14 protein-coding genes and 1 pseudogene are annotated in these 17,115 nt (G+C 73.4%); 9 read left to right on the forward strand and 6 right to left on the reverse strand.

Features of this window, described 5'->3' with window-relative positions; all coding sequences use genetic code 11:
- Positions 1-545 precede the first annotated feature (545 nt).
- The 3 genes from aceE to ACYVOO_RS30630 all read left to right on the forward strand — a co-directional run bounded on the left by aceE (position 546) and on the right by ACYVOO_RS30630 (position 5,202).
- Positions 546-3,230: a pyruvate dehydrogenase (acetyl-transferring), homodimeric type gene (gene aceE, locus ACYVOO_RS30620; protein ID WP_461018972.1), complete on the forward strand. Its 2,685-nt coding sequence runs from the start codon at positions 546-548 to the stop codon at positions 3,228-3,230.
- 145 nt (positions 3,231-3,375) lie between these two features.
- Entirely contained in the window at positions 3,376-4,518 is a 1,143-nt protein-coding gene (locus ACYVOO_RS30625; protein ID WP_461018973.1) for a helix-turn-helix transcriptional regulator, read from the forward strand.
- Between the two features lie 165 nt (positions 4,519-4,683).
- Positions 4,684-5,202 carry a DUF4240 domain-containing protein gene (locus ACYVOO_RS30630; protein WP_461019018.1) on the forward strand — a complete coding sequence of 173 codons (519 nt, stop codon included), beginning with the start codon at positions 4,684-4,686 and terminating at the stop codon, positions 5,200-5,202.
- Between the two features lie 38 nt (positions 5,203-5,240).
- On the opposite strand, the gene ACYVOO_RS30635 is transcribed toward ACYVOO_RS30630, so the two are convergent.
- A complete protein-coding gene (locus ACYVOO_RS30635; protein WP_461018974.1) occupies positions 5,241-5,759 on the reverse strand; it encodes a GNAT family N-acetyltransferase in 519 nt (172 codons plus the stop codon).
- A 175-nt stretch (positions 5,760-5,934) separates the two neighbouring features.
- Between ACYVOO_RS30635 and ACYVOO_RS30640 the strand changes: the two genes are divergently transcribed.
- From ACYVOO_RS30640 to ACYVOO_RS30655, 4 genes are all read left to right on the forward strand, one after another.
- Positions 5,935-6,939 carry a TIGR01777 family oxidoreductase gene (locus tag ACYVOO_RS30640; RefSeq protein WP_461018975.1) on the forward strand — a complete coding sequence of 335 codons (1,005 nt, stop codon included), beginning with the start codon at positions 5,935-5,937 and terminating at the stop codon, positions 6,937-6,939.
- Positions 6,940-7,248: 309 nt separating this feature from the next.
- Positions 7,249-8,751 carry an NAD(P)/FAD-dependent oxidoreductase gene (locus ACYVOO_RS30645; protein WP_461018976.1) on the forward strand — a complete coding sequence of 501 codons (1,503 nt, stop codon included), beginning with the start codon at positions 7,249-7,251 and terminating at the stop codon, positions 8,749-8,751.
- 151 nt (positions 8,752-8,902) lie between these two features.
- Entirely contained in the window at positions 8,903-9,169 is a 267-nt protein-coding gene (locus ACYVOO_RS30650) for a hypothetical protein (RefSeq protein WP_461018977.1), read from the forward strand.
- 142 nt (positions 9,170-9,311) lie between these two features.
- Positions 9,312-9,953, forward strand: coding sequence for a precorrin-8X methylmutase (locus tag ACYVOO_RS30655; RefSeq protein ID WP_461018978.1), 642 nt, complete (start codon positions 9,312-9,314; stop codon positions 9,951-9,953).
- Positions 9,954-9,980: 27 nt separating this feature from the next.
- Here the strand turns inward: ACYVOO_RS30655 and ACYVOO_RS30660 are convergent, their stop codons facing one another.
- Positions 9,981-10,814 carry a cobalt-precorrin-6A reductase gene (locus tag ACYVOO_RS30660; RefSeq protein WP_461018979.1) on the reverse strand — a complete coding sequence of 278 codons (834 nt, stop codon included), beginning with the start codon at positions 10,812-10,814 and terminating at the stop codon, positions 9,981-9,983.
- A gap of 11 nt (positions 10,815-10,825) precedes the next feature.
- On the opposite strand from ACYVOO_RS30660, the gene ACYVOO_RS30665 reads away from it, so the two are divergent.
- Positions 10,826-12,001, forward strand: a complete 1,176-nt coding sequence (locus tag ACYVOO_RS30665) for a cobalt-precorrin-5B (C(1))-methyltransferase (RefSeq protein WP_461018980.1) — start codon at positions 10,826-10,828, stop codon at positions 11,999-12,001.
- Between the two features lie 48 nt (positions 12,002-12,049).
- Here ACYVOO_RS30665 and cbiE read toward each other — a convergent pair whose 3' ends face one another.
- The 4 genes and pseudogenes from cbiE to ACYVOO_RS30685 all read right to left on the reverse strand — a co-directional run.
- Positions 12,050-13,417: a precorrin-6y C5,15-methyltransferase (decarboxylating) subunit CbiE gene (gene cbiE / locus ACYVOO_RS30670; protein ID WP_461018981.1), complete on the reverse strand. Its 1,368-nt coding sequence runs from the start codon at positions 13,415-13,417 to the stop codon at positions 12,050-12,052.
- A 141-nt stretch (positions 13,418-13,558) separates the two neighbouring features.
- A complete protein-coding gene (locus tag ACYVOO_RS30675) occupies positions 13,559-15,046 on the reverse strand; it encodes a UDP-N-acetylmuramoyl-L-alanyl-D-glutamate--2,6-diaminopimelate ligase (RefSeq protein ID WP_461018982.1) in 1,488 nt (495 codons plus the stop codon).
- Positions 15,047-15,436: 390 nt separating this feature from the next.
- Positions 15,437-15,601: a hypothetical protein gene (locus tag ACYVOO_RS30680; RefSeq protein WP_461018983.1), complete on the reverse strand. Its 165-nt coding sequence runs from the start codon at positions 15,599-15,601 to the stop codon at positions 15,437-15,439.
- Positions 15,602-15,815: 214 nt separating this feature from the next.
- Positions 15,816-15,941, reverse strand: a pseudogene (locus ACYVOO_RS30685) (transposase); the annotation flags it as partial.
- Positions 15,942-16,016: 75 nt separating this feature from the next.
- Between ACYVOO_RS30685 and ACYVOO_RS30690 the strand changes: the two are divergent.
- On the forward strand, positions 16,017-17,115 hold a 1,099-nt coding region (locus ACYVOO_RS30690; protein ID WP_461018984.1), incomplete at its 3' end, for an RNA-guided endonuclease InsQ/TnpB family protein.

The raw sequence follows: 17,115 nt of genomic DNA on the forward strand, positions 1-17,115 counted from the left end.
CCGACCCGCACTTGTCGCCGCCCGAGGAGACACCCCGGCACGGCACCGACCCCCACCACACACCAACCCCACAACCACGGCCGCAACCCAGAATCACGCGGCGCCAGCCGCGACGCACCGCAACCACACGCCGCGCCGAAGCCACCGGCCAGACAGCCGAACACGACGCCAAGCCCAGCGCAGCGCCCCGTGCTGCGGCACAAAAATCAGCGCGGGACCCTACGGTGCCCACCACACCGGCCAACCGTCCCGCGCAACACCCCCGTGAAGCGGCAACCGCGCTTTCAGCCCGCGAACCGCGACGGAACCCGCGCCCACCCCTCGACCTGGGGTACAAAACCCCCATTTTCGTGACGGAACCACTCCGTCACGAATGGGCACGGAGTGCCGACTTCCGGGGCACGGAATGCCAATTTCACCCCACCCTTTGATCGATCATCGATCGCAGGCGTACAGTCCATTCGCTGGGGCGCTCCCCTGTCCTGCCCCTTCAGGGACCCCGACCCCGCACCCCCCTCTGTCCGCCCGTCCGGAAGGTGGCCACCATGCCCGACCCCGTACGCAACCAACCGAGCGAGCTCGACCAGCTCCCGGACCGCGACCCCCAGGAAACCGCCGAGTGGCGGGAATCCCTGGACGCCGTGACCGCGCACGCGGGCCCCGAGCGCGCCTCGTACCTGGTGCGCCGCACCGTGGATCACGCCCAGGACAGCGGGCTGACCGTCCCGCAGCTGCTGGAGACGGACTACGTCAACACCATCCCGACCTCCGCCGAGCCGGAGTTCCCCGGTGACGAGGCCATGGAGGCCAGGATCACCGCGTGGAACCGGTGGAACGCCGCCGCGATGGTCACCCGCGGCAGCCGCTACGGCCTCGGCGGCCACATCGCCACCTTCGCCTCAGCCGCCTGGCTCTACGAGACCGGCTTCCAGCACTTCTTCCGCGGCAAGGAGGCCGACGGCTCCGGCGACCAGCTCTACGTGCAGGGCCACGCCTCCCCCGGCGTCTACGCCCGCGCCTTCCTCGACGGACGCCTCACCGAGGCCCACCTCGACCAGTTCCGCCAGGAGGCGGGCGGCCAGGGCCTCCCCTCGTACCCGCACCCGCGGCGGCTCCCCTGGCTGTGGGAGTTCCCGACCGTCTCCATGGGCCTGGGCCCGATCTCCGCGATCTACCAGGCGCGGTTCAACCGCTACCTGACCGACCGCGGCATCAAGGACACGAGCAACTCGCACGTCTGGGCCTTCCTGGGCGACGGCGAGATGGACGAGCCCGAGTCGACCGCCGCACTCGCCCTCGCGGGCCGCGAGCGGCTCGACAACCTGACCTTCGTCATCAACTGCAACCTCCAGCGCCTCGACGGCCCCGTCCGCGCGAACTTCAAGATCGTGCAGGAGCTGGAGGCCCAGTTCCGCGCCGCGGGCTGGAACGTCGTCAAGTCGCTGTGGGGCTCCGCCTGGGACGAGCTGCTCCAGCTCGACACCACGGGCGCCCTCGTCCGCCGCCTGCGCGAGGTGCCGGACGCGCAGTTCCAGACGTACGCGACCCGCGACGTCGCCTACATCCGCGAGCACTTCTTCGGCGCCGAGCCCGCGCTCGCCGAGCTGGCGAAGCTGATCAGCGACGCGAAGATCGCCGAGTGTTTCCACACCTCCCGCGCGGGCCACGAGCCCCGCAAGGTGTACGCGGCCTACCGCGCCGCCGTCGCGCACCAGGGCGCCCCGACCGTGATCCTGGCGCAGACCGTCAAGGGCTGGACGCTGGGCCCGGGCTTCGAGTCCCGGAACGCGAACCACCAGATGAAGAAGCTGACCGGCAAGGAGTTCCGCGCCATGCGGGACCTGCTGGAGCTGCCGATCCCGGACAGCAAGCTCGACGAGGAACTCGTCCCCTACGTGCACCCGGGCGCCGACTCCCCCGAGGTCAGGTACCTCCAGGAGCGCCGCGCGGCCCTCGGCGGCCCGGCCCCGGCCCGCAAGGTGCACCCCGTCGGCCTGCCCGAGCCGGCGGCGAAACCCTTCGACGCGCTCAAGAAGGGCTCCGGTTCGCAGGAGATCGCCACCACGATGGCGTTCGTCCGCCTCGTCAAGGACCTGATGCGGGAGAAGGAGACCGGCAGGCGCTGGGTTCCGATCGTGCCCGACGAGGCCCGCACCTTCGGCATGGAGTCGCTGTTCCCGTCGGCGGGCATCTACTCGCCGCTGGGCCAGACGTACGACCCGGTCGACCGCGACCAGCTCCTCTACTACAAGGAGGCGTCGGACGGCCAGATCCTCAACGAGGGCATCACGGAGGCCGGTTCGCTGGCCGACTTCACCGCCGCCGCCACGTCGTACGCGACGCACGGCGAGCCGATGATCCCGTTCTACATCTTCTACTCGATGTTCGGCTTCCAGCGCACCGGCGACCAGTTCTGGGCGCTCGCCGACCAGCTCGGCCGCGGCTTCGTGATCGGCGCCACCGCGGGCCGCACGACGATGACGGGCGAGGGCCTCCAGCACGCCGACGGCCACTCGCCGCTGCTCGCCTCCACCAACCCGGCCGCGATGATCTACGACCCGGCCTTCGCCTTCGAGGTCGGCGCGATCGTCAAGGACGGTCTGCGGCGGATGTACGGCCCTGACCCGGAGCAGAACGAGGACATCTTCTACTACCTCACGGTCTACAACGAGCCCAAGGTCCAGCCGGCGCTCCCTGAGGGCGTCACGGACGAGGCCATCGTCAAGGGCCTGTACCGCTACAGGGAGGGCACGGCTCCGGAGGCCGAGGCGCCCCGCATCCAGCTTCTCGCCTCCGGCACCGCGATCCACTGGATCCTGGAGGCCCAGGAGATGCTGGCGGACGAGTGGGGCGTGACCGCCGACGTGTGGTCGGCCCCCTCCTGGAGCGAGCTGCGGCGCGACGCGCTGGAGTGCGACGCGGCGGCCCTGCGCGGCGAGGAGCGGGTCCCGTACGTGACCCGCGCGCTGGAGGGCGCGGCAGGGCCGGTGCTCGCGGTCAGCGACTGGATGCGTGCCGTCCCGGACCAGATCAGCCAGTGGGTCGAGCAGGACTGGTCCTCGCTGGGCACGGACGGCTTCGGCCTCTCCGACACCCGCGACGCGGCACGCCGCCACTTCGGCGTCGACCCGCAGTCGGTCACCGTCGCGGCCCTGGCCCAGCTCGCCCGGCGCGGCGAGGTCAAGCAGGAGACGGTGAAGAAGGCGGCCGAGAAGTACGGGCTGGCCTGACGACGGGTGACAGGTGACCGGTGACGGCTGACAAGTATCAGATGTCAGGTATCAACTGACAGTTATCGGATTCTGTCAGCCGGCACCGCACCGAGCCACCGTGCCGCCCACCAGGCATCCCCTTGTGGGCGGCACAATGCTGCTCATGCGCGCCTCTCGGCTGATCAAGATGGTCCTGCTGCTCCAGACCCGGCGGGAGATGACGGCCGCCGAGCTGGCGGAGGAGCTGGAGGTCTCCGAGCGCACGGTGGCCAGGGACGTGCTCGCGCTGTCCGAGGCGGGTGTCCCCGTCTACGCGGACCGGGGCAGGGCGGGCGGCTACCGGCTCGTCGGCGGCTACCGCACCCGCCTCACCGGCATCGGCCGGGGCGAGGCCGAGGCCCTGTTCCTCTCCGGGGTGCCCTCCGCGCTGCGCGACATGGGCCTGGCCGACGCGGCGTCAGCGGCGCGGCTCAAGGTCTCGGCCGCGCTGCTCCCCGAACTCAGCGACGCCCAGGACACGGCGGCCCAGCGCTTCCACCTCGACGCGCCGGGCTGGTGGAACGAGCCGGAGCGGCCCGCGCTGCTGCCGACGCTCGCCGAGGCGGTCTGGGACGACCGCGTGGTCGCGGCGCGCTACCGCCGCGACGGCGGCGAGGTGGAGCGCGAGCTGGAGCCGTACGGGCTCGTGCTGAAGGCGGGCGTCTGGTACGTGGCGGCGCGCGTCGTGGACCGGGCACGCGGCGCCGACGCGGGGCACGGCACGGACCGGGAAGCGCGCCAGAAGGCGGACGGCGCCGGGTGGCGCGTCTACCGCGTGGACCGCTTCCAGGCCGTCGCACTGTCCGGCGAACGCTTCGCGCGGGACCGGGAGTTCGACCTTCCGGAGTTCTGGGCGGACCGGGCCGCTTCGTTCGCCCGCTCGATCCTGCGCGACGAGGTGACCCTCCGGCTCACGGAGGCGGGCGCGCGCATGCTGCGGCACGTCACCGACCGCGTGGCGGCGGACGAGGCGCTGGCGAAGGCGGGCCACGGCCCGGGGCGGCCGGAGGGCCCCGAGGGCGCCGGGGACTCCGTCACGGTCACCCTTCCCGTCGAGTCCCTGGACGTCGCCTTCTCCCAGCTCCTGTCGCTGGGACCCGAGTGCGAGGTGCTGGAGCCGGAGCGGCTGCGGGCACGCTTCGGGTCGGCGTCCGCGCGGATGGCCGCGCTGTACGCGCCGTCGCCGCCCTCGCACTCGTCCTCGCCGTCGCCCTCGTCGCCGTCGCCGTCGCCGTCGCCGTCGCCGTCGCCGTCGTCGAACGGGTGAATCCCGCGTCGACCACTCGGCATGCACACGATCCGCCGCCCCGCACGCCGGGCGGCCGGTTTTCCGCGACGGCGGCGCCCCGCCCGGCATCTGCGGTAACGACACAGCGGCATCTGGCCCACTCCGCGTGCGGCGCGGGCGCGCAGGCACGATGCTGAGTGCGTGATGGACGAGACGGAGTTCTGGGAGCTGATCGATTCCACCCGCGAGGCCGCCGAGGGCGACCCCGAGGAACAGGCCGACCTGCTCATCGAGCGGCTGACACAGCTCGACCCCGACGGCGTGACCTTCTTCGCCCGGCACTTCGAGTCCCGTTACCACCGCGCCTACCAGTGGGACCTGTGGGCCGCCGCCTGGATCCTGCTGGACGGCGCGAGCGACGACGTCTTCGACGCCTTCCGGTGCTGGCTGATCGGCCAGGGCCGGGAGGTCTTCGAGGGCGCGGCGCACGACGCCGACTCCCTCGCTGAGCTGCTCGGCGAGTTCGACGACGAGCTGGACGGCGAGGCCGAGGACCTGGGCTACGCGGCGGACGAGGCGTACGAGCAGCTCACCGGCACCGAACTGCCGGACCTCGGCCTGCCGGAGCCGCCGGAGGACCCCGTCGGCGCGCCGCTGGACCTGGAGGACGACAACGCGCTCGCGGAGCGGCTGCCCAAGCTGTGGGCGCGCTTCCGGGGCTGACGCGCGCCCGCGTGTCCGCGCGTCCGCAGGTGCCGTTCCTAGGGACGGTTCACGGGGGCGAGCCACTGGCCCATGAGGATGTCGTCCACGTACTCGCCCTCCAGCACGAACTCCCCCGGAACCACGCCCTCCACCTCGAAGCCCATGGCCGCGTAGAGGCCGCGTGCGGGGACGTTGTGGCCGAGGACGCGCAGGGTGAGGCGTACGGCCCCCTGCTGGCGCGCCTGTTCGCACGCCCCCTCCACCAGAAGCCGCGCGACGCCGCGCCCGCGTGCCCACTCCGCGACGGCGAGGCCCTGTATCTGGCGTACGTGTGCGTTGCTGGCGAGCGCGGTGGGCTGCACGAGCCGGATGTACCCGGCGATCCCCTCGCCCTCGACCTCCGCCACGAGGAACTGCGCGGGCGGGTGCGTGGCGTCGAAGAAGGGGTCGTACGGGGGCCGGGGGCGCGGCTGGACGCTGTGCATCGTGGACCAGGTGCGCCGGTCCAGCTCGGCGAGTGCCGCCTCGTCTTCGCGTACGGCCGCGCGGATCGTCACAGGGGAGTGCTCTGACATGCGCGTCACGGTGCCTTGTCGACGGGCGCACGTCCAGCGTCTTCTGTCGCGGGCGCCCCTTCGGCGAGGGCGTTCCGCGCCCCCGGGGAGGTTCCGGGGAGGTTTCGGGACGCCCCGGGGGACGCCGTTCCGCGTCGGGCTGGGCGCGCGCTCCCCGTGCGGGCAGGATGGCCCCATGCGTATCGCGGTCACCGGCTCCTCCGGTCTCATCGGCTCCGCCCTCACCACCTCTCTCCGGGCGGACGGACACGACGTCGTGCGGCTCGTGCGCACGCGCTCGGCGGGGGCCCAGCGGCATGCCGCGCCCCCCTCGTCGACCGGCGCGGGTGCGGGCGCGGGCGCGGGTGCGGGCGCGGGTGCGGGCGCGGGCGCGGGTGCGGGCGCGGGAGGCGCGGGGCGCCCTGACGAGGTGGAGTGGGACCCCAAGCGCCAGTACGTGGACACCGCAGGACTCGCGGGCTGCGAGGCCGTCGTCCATCTCGCGGGCGCGGGCGTCGGGGACCGGCGCTGGACAGCCGCGTACAAGAAGGAGCTGCGCGACAGCCGCGTCCTGGGGACCGCCGCCATCGCCGACGCCGTGGCCTCGCTCGACACCCCGCCCCGAGTCCTGCTCGTGGGCACGGCCGTCGGCTACTACGGCGACACGGGTGACCGTGCCGTGGACGAGAGCGCGCCGCCCGGCAGCGGGTTCCTGGCCGACCTGTGCCAGGAGTGGGAGGCGGCGGCCGAGGCTGCCGAGGAGGCGGGCATCCGCACGGTGTACGGCCGCACGGGGCTGGTCGTCGCACGCCGGGGTGGCGCGTGGGGGCGGCTGTTCCCGCTCTTCAAGGCGGGGCTCGGCGGGCGCATGGGCGACGGCAGCCAGTTCTGGAGCCACATCGCGCTGCACGACCACATCGCGGCGCTGCGCCACATCCTCGACACCGAGGAGCTGTCGGGCCCCGTGAACCTCACGGCCCCGGAGCCGGTCACCAACCGCGAGGTCACCGCCGCCATGGGCCGCGTGCTCCACCGTCCCACCGTCTTCACGGCCCCGGCTCCCCTGCTGCGGCTGGCGCTGGGCGAGTTCGCCGAGGACGTGCTGGGCAGCCAGCGCGTGCTGCCGAGGCAACTGCTGGAGTCGGGCTTCTCGTTCGCCTTCCCCGGCATCGACGACGCGGTGCGCGCGGCACTGCGCTGACGCTCCCCTCCCGGGTCTCCCGGCCCCTCGGGGATCCCCGGAGGTCCGTCCCGGGGGCGCGCACGGGCGCGCCCCCGCGCGGGAGCGCACGGCTCCGACGTGATGGCCGTCGTGCCCCCGCACCGCGCGTCCGCCGTGCGACCGCCGTGCGACCGTGCTCTGCTTTCGCGCGACTGACCGCGACGGGGCCGCTCCGTAGAGTCGTCGCGAACTCCGGCATTACTCGCGCCCGTTGGGGCATCAGCACGGCAGCACGTCAGTCGTGAACGGAACCCGGAACCCATCGCGCGCCGACCACGGGGAGGCACCGTGCTCATCAGCAGCGCCGCACACACCGGCCGACAGCCCGAACCGGAGGCCGATGTCGTCATTGTCGGCGGCGGGCTGGCCGGTCTCACGACCGCCCGCCATCTGACCGAGGCGGGGCTGCGGGTCACCGTTCTGGAAGCCGCCGAGCGGGTGGGCGGCCGGATGTCGACGGACCGGCTGGACGGCTTCCGCCTGGACCGCAGCGCCCAGCTCCTGTGCCCCGACTGGCCCGAGCTGACCCGGCTGCCCGCCTTCTCCGCGCTGACGACGCGGCCCTTCGCCCCCGGCGCGCTGCTGCGCACCGACGGCCGTACGTACCGGATCGGCGATCTGCGCCGCTCCGCGAGAGGCACCGGGCGGGCCGCGCTGACGGGCCGCCCCGACCGTGGCCCCGAGGGGCGCTCGGACCGGCGTCCCGAGGACTACGGCGACCAGCGCGCGGGGCGCCGACCCGACCGGCGCACACGGGGCGCACTCAACACGGCGCGCGCCCTCACCAATGCCCGGAGCCGCGCGGCCATGACCGGCGCGATGACGGGTGCGATGGCGGGCGCCGTCGATCTCGTCCGGCTGCGCAACGCGCTGGCCCGCTTCGTCACGGTGCCGCCCGAGCGGCTGCTGGCCCGTACCGAACTGTCGGCCTCGCAGGCGCTGTCCGCGCGCGGTCTCCCCTCGCGCAGCGTCGACACGCTGGTGCGGCCCCTGCTCGCCGCGCTCCTCTCCGACCCGGAGCTGACCACCTCCAGTCGCGTGGCCGACCTGACGCTGCGCGGCTTCGCGCGCGCCGGGCTCTGCGTCCCGGCCGGTGGCCTCTCGACGCTGCCCGAACTGCTCGCGGCCGGGCTGCCGCACGGCACGGTGCGGACCGGGATACGGGCCGTGTCCGTCGCCACCAACGCCGTGACCACCGAGGACCACGGGACCCTCGGCTGCCGGGCCGTGATCGTCGCGACGGGCGCGGCGGAGGCCGCAGGACTGCTCCCAGGGCTCAGGGCACCCGGCTTCCACCCGGTGACCGTCCTGCACCACGCGGCGCGGGAGACGGAGGCGACGCGCTCGCCCTCGCTGCTCGTCGACGCCGAAGCCGAGCGCGAGGGTCCCCTCTCGCACACGTGGGCCGCCTCGGCCGTGGACCCCTCGCGGGCGGCGCCGGGCGAGACGCTGGTCACCTCGGTCGTCCTCGGCCAGGCCGCGTGCGACCCGGTGTCCGTGCTGGACAAGGCGTCGCGGGCCCAGTTGACCTCCCTCTACGGCGGGCAGGCCGAGCGCTGGAGCCTCCTCGCCGCCTACCACGACCCCCACGCCGTCCCGGCGATGCCCGCGCCGCACGATCTGCGCCGTCCGGTGCGCGTCTTGTCGGGTCTCTATGTATGCGGTGACCACCGTGACACGAGCAGCGCACAGGGCGCGCTGGTGTCGGCGAGGCGCGTCGCGCACGAGGTGCTGCGCGATTTCGGGCTGCCGTCGGAGATGGCGACGACGGCTCTCCCGACCGCCGCCTAACAGCAGTCACACGCGTCCGCCGGAATCGAACATTCATCCCGAATCACGGGATGACCAGGGCTTATTGTCAGTGCCGGGCGGTATCCTTCAAGGAGAGTGGAAAGCGTGGGCGAGGGCCCGCGCAGGCTCGCTGAACACGTGGAGGTCGCCGATGACAGCAGCAACCAGCACCCCGACGGCCCTGTTCGATCTGCCCGTTCTCAAGAAGAGGCCGCTCCCGGCCGGACGGCCCCGCGAGTGGTATGAAACCCACAACCGACAGTTGAAGGCGATGCGCATCGCCATCGCCCTTCTCGACACCGGCGTCTATACGGCGAAGCAGGCGCGGAACCGCACGATCCGCGCGACGGCGGCCCGGATAGGCGTGCACCCGCCGTCCAACACGACCTGCCATCTGGTGCGTTCCCTGCTCCCCTGACGGGAGCGGGACCTCCGTCCCTCCGCCCCTGGCCACGGCTGTCCACGGCCCCGTCCGCACCGGACGGGGCCGTGGGTATGCTCGCCGCGATGCCGCGGTCGCCCCCGCCCGTACGCGCGCGGGGGGCGACGAGAGTGACGAGATGAGCGAGAGCGCAGTGTTCGAGTACGAGAAGGACGGCGCGGAGATCTATCGCCGCTCCTTTGCCACCATCCGGGCCGAGTCCGATCTCTCGGGCCTTCCCGAGGACGTGGCCCAGGTCGCCGTCCGGATGATCCACGCCTGCGGAATGGTGGACCTCGTCCGCGATCTCGCCTACACCCCCCAGGTCGTCTCCCGCGCCCGCGCGGCACTGCGGGCCGGGGCGCCCGTGCTGTGCGACGTCGCGATGGTGGCGAGCGGTGTGACCCGCAAGCGGCTGCCGGCCGACAACGAGGTGATCTGCACCCTGTCCGATCCCTCGGTACCTGGGCTGGCGGCACGTGCGGGCACCACGCGCAGCGCGGCGGCGCTGGAGCTGTGGCGCGAGCGTCTCGACGGCGCGGTCGTGGCCGTCGGCAACGCGCCCACAGCCCTCTTCCGGCTGCTGGAGATGGTCGAGGAGGGCGCCCCGCGCCCGGCGGCCGTGATCGGGGTGCCGGTCGGCTTCGTCGGCGCCGCCGAGTCCAAGGACGCGCTGGCGGCGCACTCCTCGGGGCTCGACCACCTCGTCGTACGGGGGCGGCGCGGCGGCAGCGCCATCGCCGCGGCGGCGGTCAACGCGCTGGCGAGCGAGGTCGAGTAACGAGGTCGGGTGAGGGCGCCCGACGGTTCAGGCCGGGCGGGGGCCCAGGTGGGTGCGCAGCCAGGCGAGGGCGTGTTCCGGAGCGTCGGCCACCGTCACCCCTTCGGGTACGGGCGGCCTGCGGACGATCACCACGGGCAGCCCGGCCTCGCGCGCGGCGGTGAGCTTCGGCGCGGTCGCCGCTCCCCCGCTGTCCTTGGTGACGACGACGTCGACGCGGTGGCGCCGCAGCAGTTCCCGTTCCCCGTCGAGGGTGAAGGGGCCCCGGTCGAGCAGCAGCTCCGTGCGGGTGGGCAGGGGCGGCTCCGGCGCCTCCACCGTCCGTACGAGGAACCACAGCCCGTCCAGCCCCGCGAAGGCGGCCAGCCCCAGGCGTCCCGTGGTCAGGAAGACGCGCCGTCCCAGCGCGGGCAGGGCGCGGGCCGCCTCGTCCAACGAGCCGACCGGGTGCCAGTCGTCGCCCTCGCCGGGGCCCCAGCCGGGGCGGCGCAGGGCGAGCAGGGGAACATGGGCGAGGGCGGCGGCGCGTGCCGCGTGGAAACTGATCGTGTCGGCGAAAGGATGGGTGGCGTCGATGAGCGCGTCCACCTCGTGTTCGCGCAGCCAGCGCGCCAGGCCCTCGGTGCCCCCGAACCCGCCGACGCGCACCTCGCCGGGCAGCTCCTTCGGGTGGGCCACCCGTCCGGCCAGCGAGACCGTCACCCGCGGCCCCGCCCCCTCCGCTTCCGCCTCCGGCCGCTGCCGCTGCCGCTGCCGCGCGAGCAGCCCGGCCAGCTCCCTGGCCTCCGCCGTACCGCCGAGGATCAGCACGTGGGGCGGCTGCGGCGACGCGGGAGCCGACGCGGGGCGCGGGGTGTCCATGGGGTCCTTCCGTGGCTGAGTCCGGTGCGGCGCGGGGCGCCGAGGGCGGCGGGCGCGGCGCTCAACTCAAGCACACGGGGCTGCGCCCCGGCTGGACCACCGGCGCCTGCGCGACGGCCGCGGCCACGGCCGCCTACAGCGCCCTGCTGACCGGCGACTTCCCCGACCCCGTCACGATCACCCTTCCCAAGGGCCAGACCCCGTCCTTCGCACTGGCCGCCGAGGAACTGGGCACGGATACGAGCACGGGTGCGGAGTGGGCGATGGCGGGGATCGTCAAGGACGCGGGCGACGACCCCGACGTCACCCACGGAGCACTGATCCGCGCCACGGTGCGGACGCTGCCGCCGGGCTCCGGGGTGGTCTTCCGCGCCGGTCCCGGCGTCGGCACCGTCACCAGGCCGGGGCTGCCCCTCGACGTCGGGGAGCCCGCGATCAACCCCGTGCCGCGCCGCATGATGCGCGAGCACATCGCCGAGGTGGCCGCGCGGCACGGCGGCACGGGAGACGTGGAGATCACGGTCTCGGCCGACCACGGCGAGGAGATCGCCCGCTCCACCTGGAACCCGCGGCTGGGCATTCTGGGCGGCCTGTCCATCCTCGGTACCACAGGCGTCGTCGTCCCCTACTCCTGCTCGGCCTGGATCGACTCGATCCGGCGCGGGGTGGACGTGGCCCGCGCCGCAGGGCGCACACACCTCGCGGGGTGCACGGGCTCGACGTCGGAGCGCACGGTGGTCGCGGAGTACGGGCTGCCCGAGGACGCGCTGCTGGACATGGGCGACTTCGCGGGCGCGGTGCTCAAGTACGTGCGCCGTCACCCCGTGCCGCGACTCACCGTGTGCGGCGGCTTCGCGAAGCTCTCCAAGCTCGCCGCCGGTCATCTCGATCTGCACTCGGGGCGCTCGCAGGTGGACAAGGGCTTCCTCGCCTCCCTCGCACGCGACGGCGGCGCCGACGACGCGCTCGCGTCCTCGGTCGCGGAGGCGAACACGGGCCTGGCCGCGCTCCAGTTGTGCGCGGCCCGAAGTGTGCCGCTGGGCGACCTCGTCGCCGCGAAGGCCCGTGACCAGGCGCTCGGGGTGCTGCGGGGCGCGCCCGTCGCCGTCGACGTGCTCTGCGTCGACCGCGCGGGCACGGTCGTGGGCCGCTGCGCGGTGGCCGGACCCGGCGCGGGGCGCGCCTGAGCGGGCGGACGGACGCTACGGCTCAGGTACCGGCACCCGCCCCCTCCGTCACGCCCCCTTCGTCACCGCCCCCTTCGTCACCGCCCCCTTCGTCACCGCCCACTGCGTGACCGGCATGGCCTGGCGCCAGCCCGTGAAGCCGCCCACGGGGACGGCGTGGGAGACGGCGAGGCGTACGAGGTCGCCGCCGTGGGTGCGGCGCCAGTCGGCGAGCAGGGCCTCGGACTCCAGCGTGACGGTGTTGGCGACCAGGCGGCCACCGGGCCGCAGCGCCGCCCAGCACGCCTCCAGCAGCCCCGGCACGGTCAGCCCGCCGCCCACGAACACGGCGTCGGGCGCCGCCGGTCCGGCCGCCCCGGCCCGGTCGGACGGCCCGGCCCGGTCGGACGCCCCGGCCCCATCAGGCGCATCGGCCAGCTCCGCCAGAACCTCGGGCGCCGACCCGGTGACGACGCGGAGCGTGGGCACCCCGAGCGCCTCCGCGTTCCGCACGATGCGTGCTGCCCGCTCCGCGTCCCGCTCCACACTCACCGCGCGGCAACCGGGGTGCGCCCGCATCCACTCGACGGCCACCGAGCCCGAGCCACCGCCGATGTCCCACAGCAGTTCGCCGGGCGCGGGCGCCAGCGCGGCCAGCGTCGCGGCCCTGACATGGCGCTTGGTGAGCTGCCCGTCGTGCTCGTACACCTCGTCGGGCAGCCCCGGTACCGAGGACAGCCGCGGCGCCTCTTCCGTACGGCGGCACTCCAGCGCGATCACGTTGAGCGGGTCGCCGGGCGCCCTGTCCCACGACTCGGCGGTGCCCTCGGCCTGGCGCTCGTCCGGGCCGCCGAGCTGTTCCAGCACCCGCATCCGGGTGGGGCCGTAGCCGCGGGCGCGCAGCAGCGCGGCGACCTCGGCCGGTGTCGCCGCGCCCGCGCTGAGCACCAGCAGCCTGCGCCGGTCGTGGAGCGCGGCGGTCAGGTTCGCCAGGGGCCGCCCCACCAGCGTGACGACCCCGGTGTCCTCCAGCGGCCAGCCGAGCCGCGCGCAGGCGTACGAGACGGACGACGGGTGCGGCAGTACGCGCAGCCGCTCGGCCCCCGCGACCTCGGCGAGCGCGCGGCCGATCCCGTAGAACATCGGATCCCCGCTGGCCAGTACGCACACCCGCCGCCCCTCGTGCGCGGCCAGCAGGCCGGGGACGGCCGGGCGCAGGGGCGAGGGCCACGCGACCCGCTCCCCCGCGCACTCCCCCGGCAGCAGCGCGAGCTGCCGCTCCCCGCCGATCAGCACCTGCGCCCGCCGCAGCGCGTCCCGCGCGGCGGGCGGCAGCCCCTCCCAGCCGTCGGCGCCGAGCCCGACCACGACGACGGGTTCCGGACCGGCTCCCTCCGCAGGTGAGGCGGGCTGCGGCGCGGGGGGTACGGGGCTCACGGCGGGCTACCTCGGTGGTGCGGCGGGCGGACACGGCGGACGACGGGGACGGGGACGGGGACGGGGACGACGGTGCACGACTCTACTGGCGGCCCCCGCGCACCCGGTCACGGGCAAGCCGTGCGGCTACGCGCCCCGCGACTACGCGCCGCCCGTGAGTTCCCGCACCGTCGCCATGTCGTCGAAGGGCAGCATCTCGTCGCCGACGATCTGGTACGGCTCGCTGCCCTTCCCCGCGATCAGGACGACGTCCCCGCTCTCCGCGAGGGCCAGCGCCCGTGCGATCGCCGCGCGCCGGTCCACGTACCGCTCGAAGGGGGTACCCGTCGCGGCCAGTCCGGGGGCGACCATGTCCATGATCGCCTCGGGGTCCTCGGTGCGCGGGTTGTCCGAGGTGAGGACGCACAGGTCGGAGTGGGTACCGGCGATCTCGCCCATCGGGGCCCGCTTGGTCACGTCGCGGTCCCCGCCGCAGCCGAAGACCGTGACGACCCGGCCCGTCGCGAAGCCCCGTACGGCGGCGAGCACCTTGTCGAGGGAGTCCGGCGAGTGCGCGTAGTCCACGATCACGGCGGTGCCGTCCGGGGTCTCGAAGCGCTGGAGGCGCCCCGGCACCGGCGGGATCCGGTCCAGCGCGGCGACCAGTTCCGTCAGGTCGTGCCCCAGCGCGTGGCAGGCGGCGACGGCGGCCAGCGCGTTGGACACCGAGAACCGGCCGGGAACGGGGACGGCTGCCGGGTACTTGTGGCCCCCGTGGTGCAGCGTGAACCGGGTACCGAAGGCGTCCATCGCGAGGTCCGTCGCGCGGTAGTCGGCGTCGGCCTCCAGCGCGTACGTCGTCACGGCGCCCGGCATCAGCGCGGGGATCGAGGCGCCGACGGGGTCGTCGGCGTTGACCACCGCGTGGCGGCAGAGCCCCTGGAACAGGCGCAGCTTGGCGTCCCGGTAGTTCTCCATCGTGCCGTGGTCGTCCAGGTGGTCCTGGGTCAGGTTGGTGAAGACGCCGACGTCGAGGAAGGCGTGGTCCACCCGGTGGTGCAGCAGCCCCATCGACGTGGCCTCCAGCACCACGTTCCGCGCGCCCAGTTCGCGCATGCGGCCCAGCAGGTACTGGAAGTCGGTCGCCTCCGGCGTCGTCAGTACGGAAGCGGGCATCGGGACGGGCTCGTCGCCGATGCGGCTGCCGCCCGTGCCGATGACGCCCGTCCGCGTGCCCGTGGCGGCCCGCAGCAGCGACTCGGCCATGGAGGAGACCGAGGTCTTCCCGTTGGTCCCGGTGACCGCGACCATGTTCAGCGCGCGGCCCGGCTCACCGTGGTAGCGGGCGGCGACGAGGGGCGCGGCCCGCCGCGCGTCCGGCACCCGCACGACGCAGGCGCCGTGCCCGGCCGCCCACTCCGCCAGGACCGGCGCATCCACCGGGCCCTCGACGAGCACGGCCGCCGCTCCCCTCTCCAGCGCGACCCCCACGAGCCCAGGGCCGCCCTCCTCATGACCTGGTACGGCGAGGAACAGCGAACCGGGCACCACCCGGTGCGCGTCGACGTACGTTCCCCCGGTGACGGCCGTCCCCGGGTCGCCCAGGAGAACGTGGTGGTCGTGCCCGGTCAGCAGGTCGCTCAACTTCACAGGGATCCCTTCGGAGTGACAGCTCTTACTCGACGTACGCGGCGTACTCGGCGTATGCGATGGACGCGACGTACTCGATGCACGCGGCGTACTGGTGCGGTGCGCGGTCCCGGACGGGTCCGGGACGCGGTGGTTCGGGAGGGGGTGCTTCGGGGGGTGCTTCGGGAGGGGTGGAGGGGAGAAGCGGCACGGCGGGCGCGTTCGCGGATGCGAGTGCGGGTGCGGTGCGGTGCCGGAGACGGGAGACCGGGGCCTGCCCCGCGTTACGGGCACCCCGGGACACGAATGCCCGGGGCACGGCCTGCGGTGCTCCGCGAGGGGCGGGCGGTGCCGCGCCGGAAGTGGATCAGCGGCCCTGCCCTTGCCCCGTCATGGGGCGAGGCGAGTGCGCTAGCCGTGCCCGTGCAGGGCCCGGCAACCGGGCTTCGACGCCTCGGTGTCGGCGGCCTTCGCGGCCAGCTCGCTGACGATCACCGGACGAGCGGTGACCGCAACCGGGAACACGGCGCGAGGAGCCTGGATCAGGCACTCCCTCATCGCACATGTGTATCCCATACGACGGAGTTTACCGGAACTCTTGGAGAAGGCTCCGGTGTCCACGCTGGGGATGAATGGGTCTCAAGGCTGTTCTGACGTGTGCGTCACAGCGGACGTTTTGTTGTTCGGTGTAGTGGCGGACGATCGCCAAGGGTGCTCCGCCGCACGATGCGGAGCAATACGAGGGCGGCCACAGGTGTCCGTGCATGACGGCGCGGTTGACCGGGCCGGTGAACTCCTTCAGCTCCGCTTCGAAGTCCTCGCAGACCTTGCGCATGATCTCTTCGCAGCGCGTCAGCATCTCGCCGTGGAACACCCCGCGCCGGTACTTCGTCACAAAGAGCAAGTGCACATGTATCGTCGAAACAACATGCCTGCCACACCTTTAAGTGCTTTATCCGTCCATGACGTCGATCGTCATAGGATCTGGCGCGTGCAGCTTCGTTACAACTACCGGGCCTACCCGGATGCCGCCCAGTGCCGTGCGCTGGCCAGAGCGTTCGGGTGTGCTCGTGTGGTGTGGAACGACTGTCTGCGTGACCGCAGGGAAGCACACGCGGCGGGGCTGCCGTATGTGACGTCGGCCGAGTTGTCGCGGCTGCGTATCACTCAGGCCAAGCGCACCGGGGAACGTGCCTGGCTTGCCGAGGTGTCGGCGGTTGTCCTGCAACAGTCCCTGCGGGACCTGGATGCGGCCTACAAGAACTTCTTCGACTCGGTCACGGGCAAGCGGCAGGGGCGCAGGGTGGGCCCTCCTCGGTACAAGTCGAAGAAGGATGCCCGGCAGTCGGTCCGTCTGAACGCCAACGCCTTCTCCCTCCCCGGTGACGGCAGGGTGTATGTGGCCAAGGTCGGCCATCTCAAGATCAGGTGGTCGCGTCCGCTTCCGGCCGACCCGACATCTGTGACCGTCACCAAAGACAGCTCCGGCCGGTACTTCCTCAGCTTCGTCGTGGAGACCGAGCCCGACATCCTCCCCGCACTGGGGACAGAGGCCGGTATCGACCTGGGCCTGTCCGTCTTCGCCGTCCTCTCCGACGGCTCCAGGATCGCCAGCCCCCGTTTCCTGCGCCGGGCGGAGAAGAAGCTCAAGCGCCTTCAGCGGGAGCTGTCCCGCAAGGCGAAGGGATCGAAGAACCGGGCCAAGGCCCGTGCCCGGGTCGCGCGCCAGCATGCCCGGGTGGCGGACCGGCGCCGGGACTTCCACCACAAGGCTTCCACACGGATCATCCGCGAGAACCAAGCGGTGTATGTGGAAGACCTCGCGGTGGCCGGTCTCGGCCGTACCCGGCTGGGCAAGTCCGTGCACGACGCGGGATGGTCCGCGTTCACCGGCATGCTGGAGTACAAGACGGCCCAGCACGGCCGCACCTTCACCAGGGTGGACCGGGCCTTTCCCTCCTCCCAGCTCTGCTCGGCCTGCGGCGTGCGGGACGGCCCCAAACCCCTGCACGTACGGCAGTGGACCTGCGGGGCGTGCGGCACGGTGCACGAGCGTGACCACAACGCGGCCCGCAATGTCCTCGTCGAAG

Source organism: Streptomyces daliensis, assembly GCF_054782395.1.

What these genes read in the sequence shown, in the direction of transcription:
- aceE (WP_461018972.1), top strand. Translation starts at nt 546, where the DNA reads ATGCCCGACCCCGTACGCAACCAACCGAGCGAGCTCGACCAGCTCCCG.
- ACYVOO_RS30625 (WP_461018973.1), top strand. Translation starts at nt 3,376, where the DNA reads ATGCGCGCCTCTCGGCTGATCAAGATGGTCCTGCTGCTCCAGACCCGG.
- ACYVOO_RS30630 (WP_461019018.1), top strand. Translation starts at nt 4,684, where the DNA reads ATGGACGAGACGGAGTTCTGGGAGCTGATCGATTCCACCCGCGAGGCC.
- ACYVOO_RS30635 (WP_461018974.1), bottom strand. Translation starts at nt 5,759, where the DNA reads ATGTCAGAGCACTCCCCTGTGACGATCCGCGCGGCCGTACGCGAAGAC.
- ACYVOO_RS30640 (WP_461018975.1), top strand. Translation starts at nt 5,935, where the DNA reads ATGCGTATCGCGGTCACCGGCTCCTCCGGTCTCATCGGCTCCGCCCTC.
- ACYVOO_RS30650 (WP_461018977.1), top strand. Translation starts at nt 8,903, where the DNA reads ATGACAGCAGCAACCAGCACCCCGACGGCCCTGTTCGATCTGCCCGTT.
- ACYVOO_RS30655 (WP_461018978.1), top strand. Translation starts at nt 9,312, where the DNA reads ATGAGCGAGAGCGCAGTGTTCGAGTACGAGAAGGACGGCGCGGAGATC.
- ACYVOO_RS30660 (WP_461018979.1), bottom strand. Translation starts at nt 10,814, where the DNA reads ATGGACACCCCGCGCCCCGCGTCGGCTCCCGCGTCGCCGCAGCCGCCC.
- ACYVOO_RS30680 (WP_461018983.1), bottom strand. Translation starts at nt 15,601, where the DNA reads ATGGGATACACATGTGCGATGAGGGAGTGCCTGATCCAGGCTCCTCGC.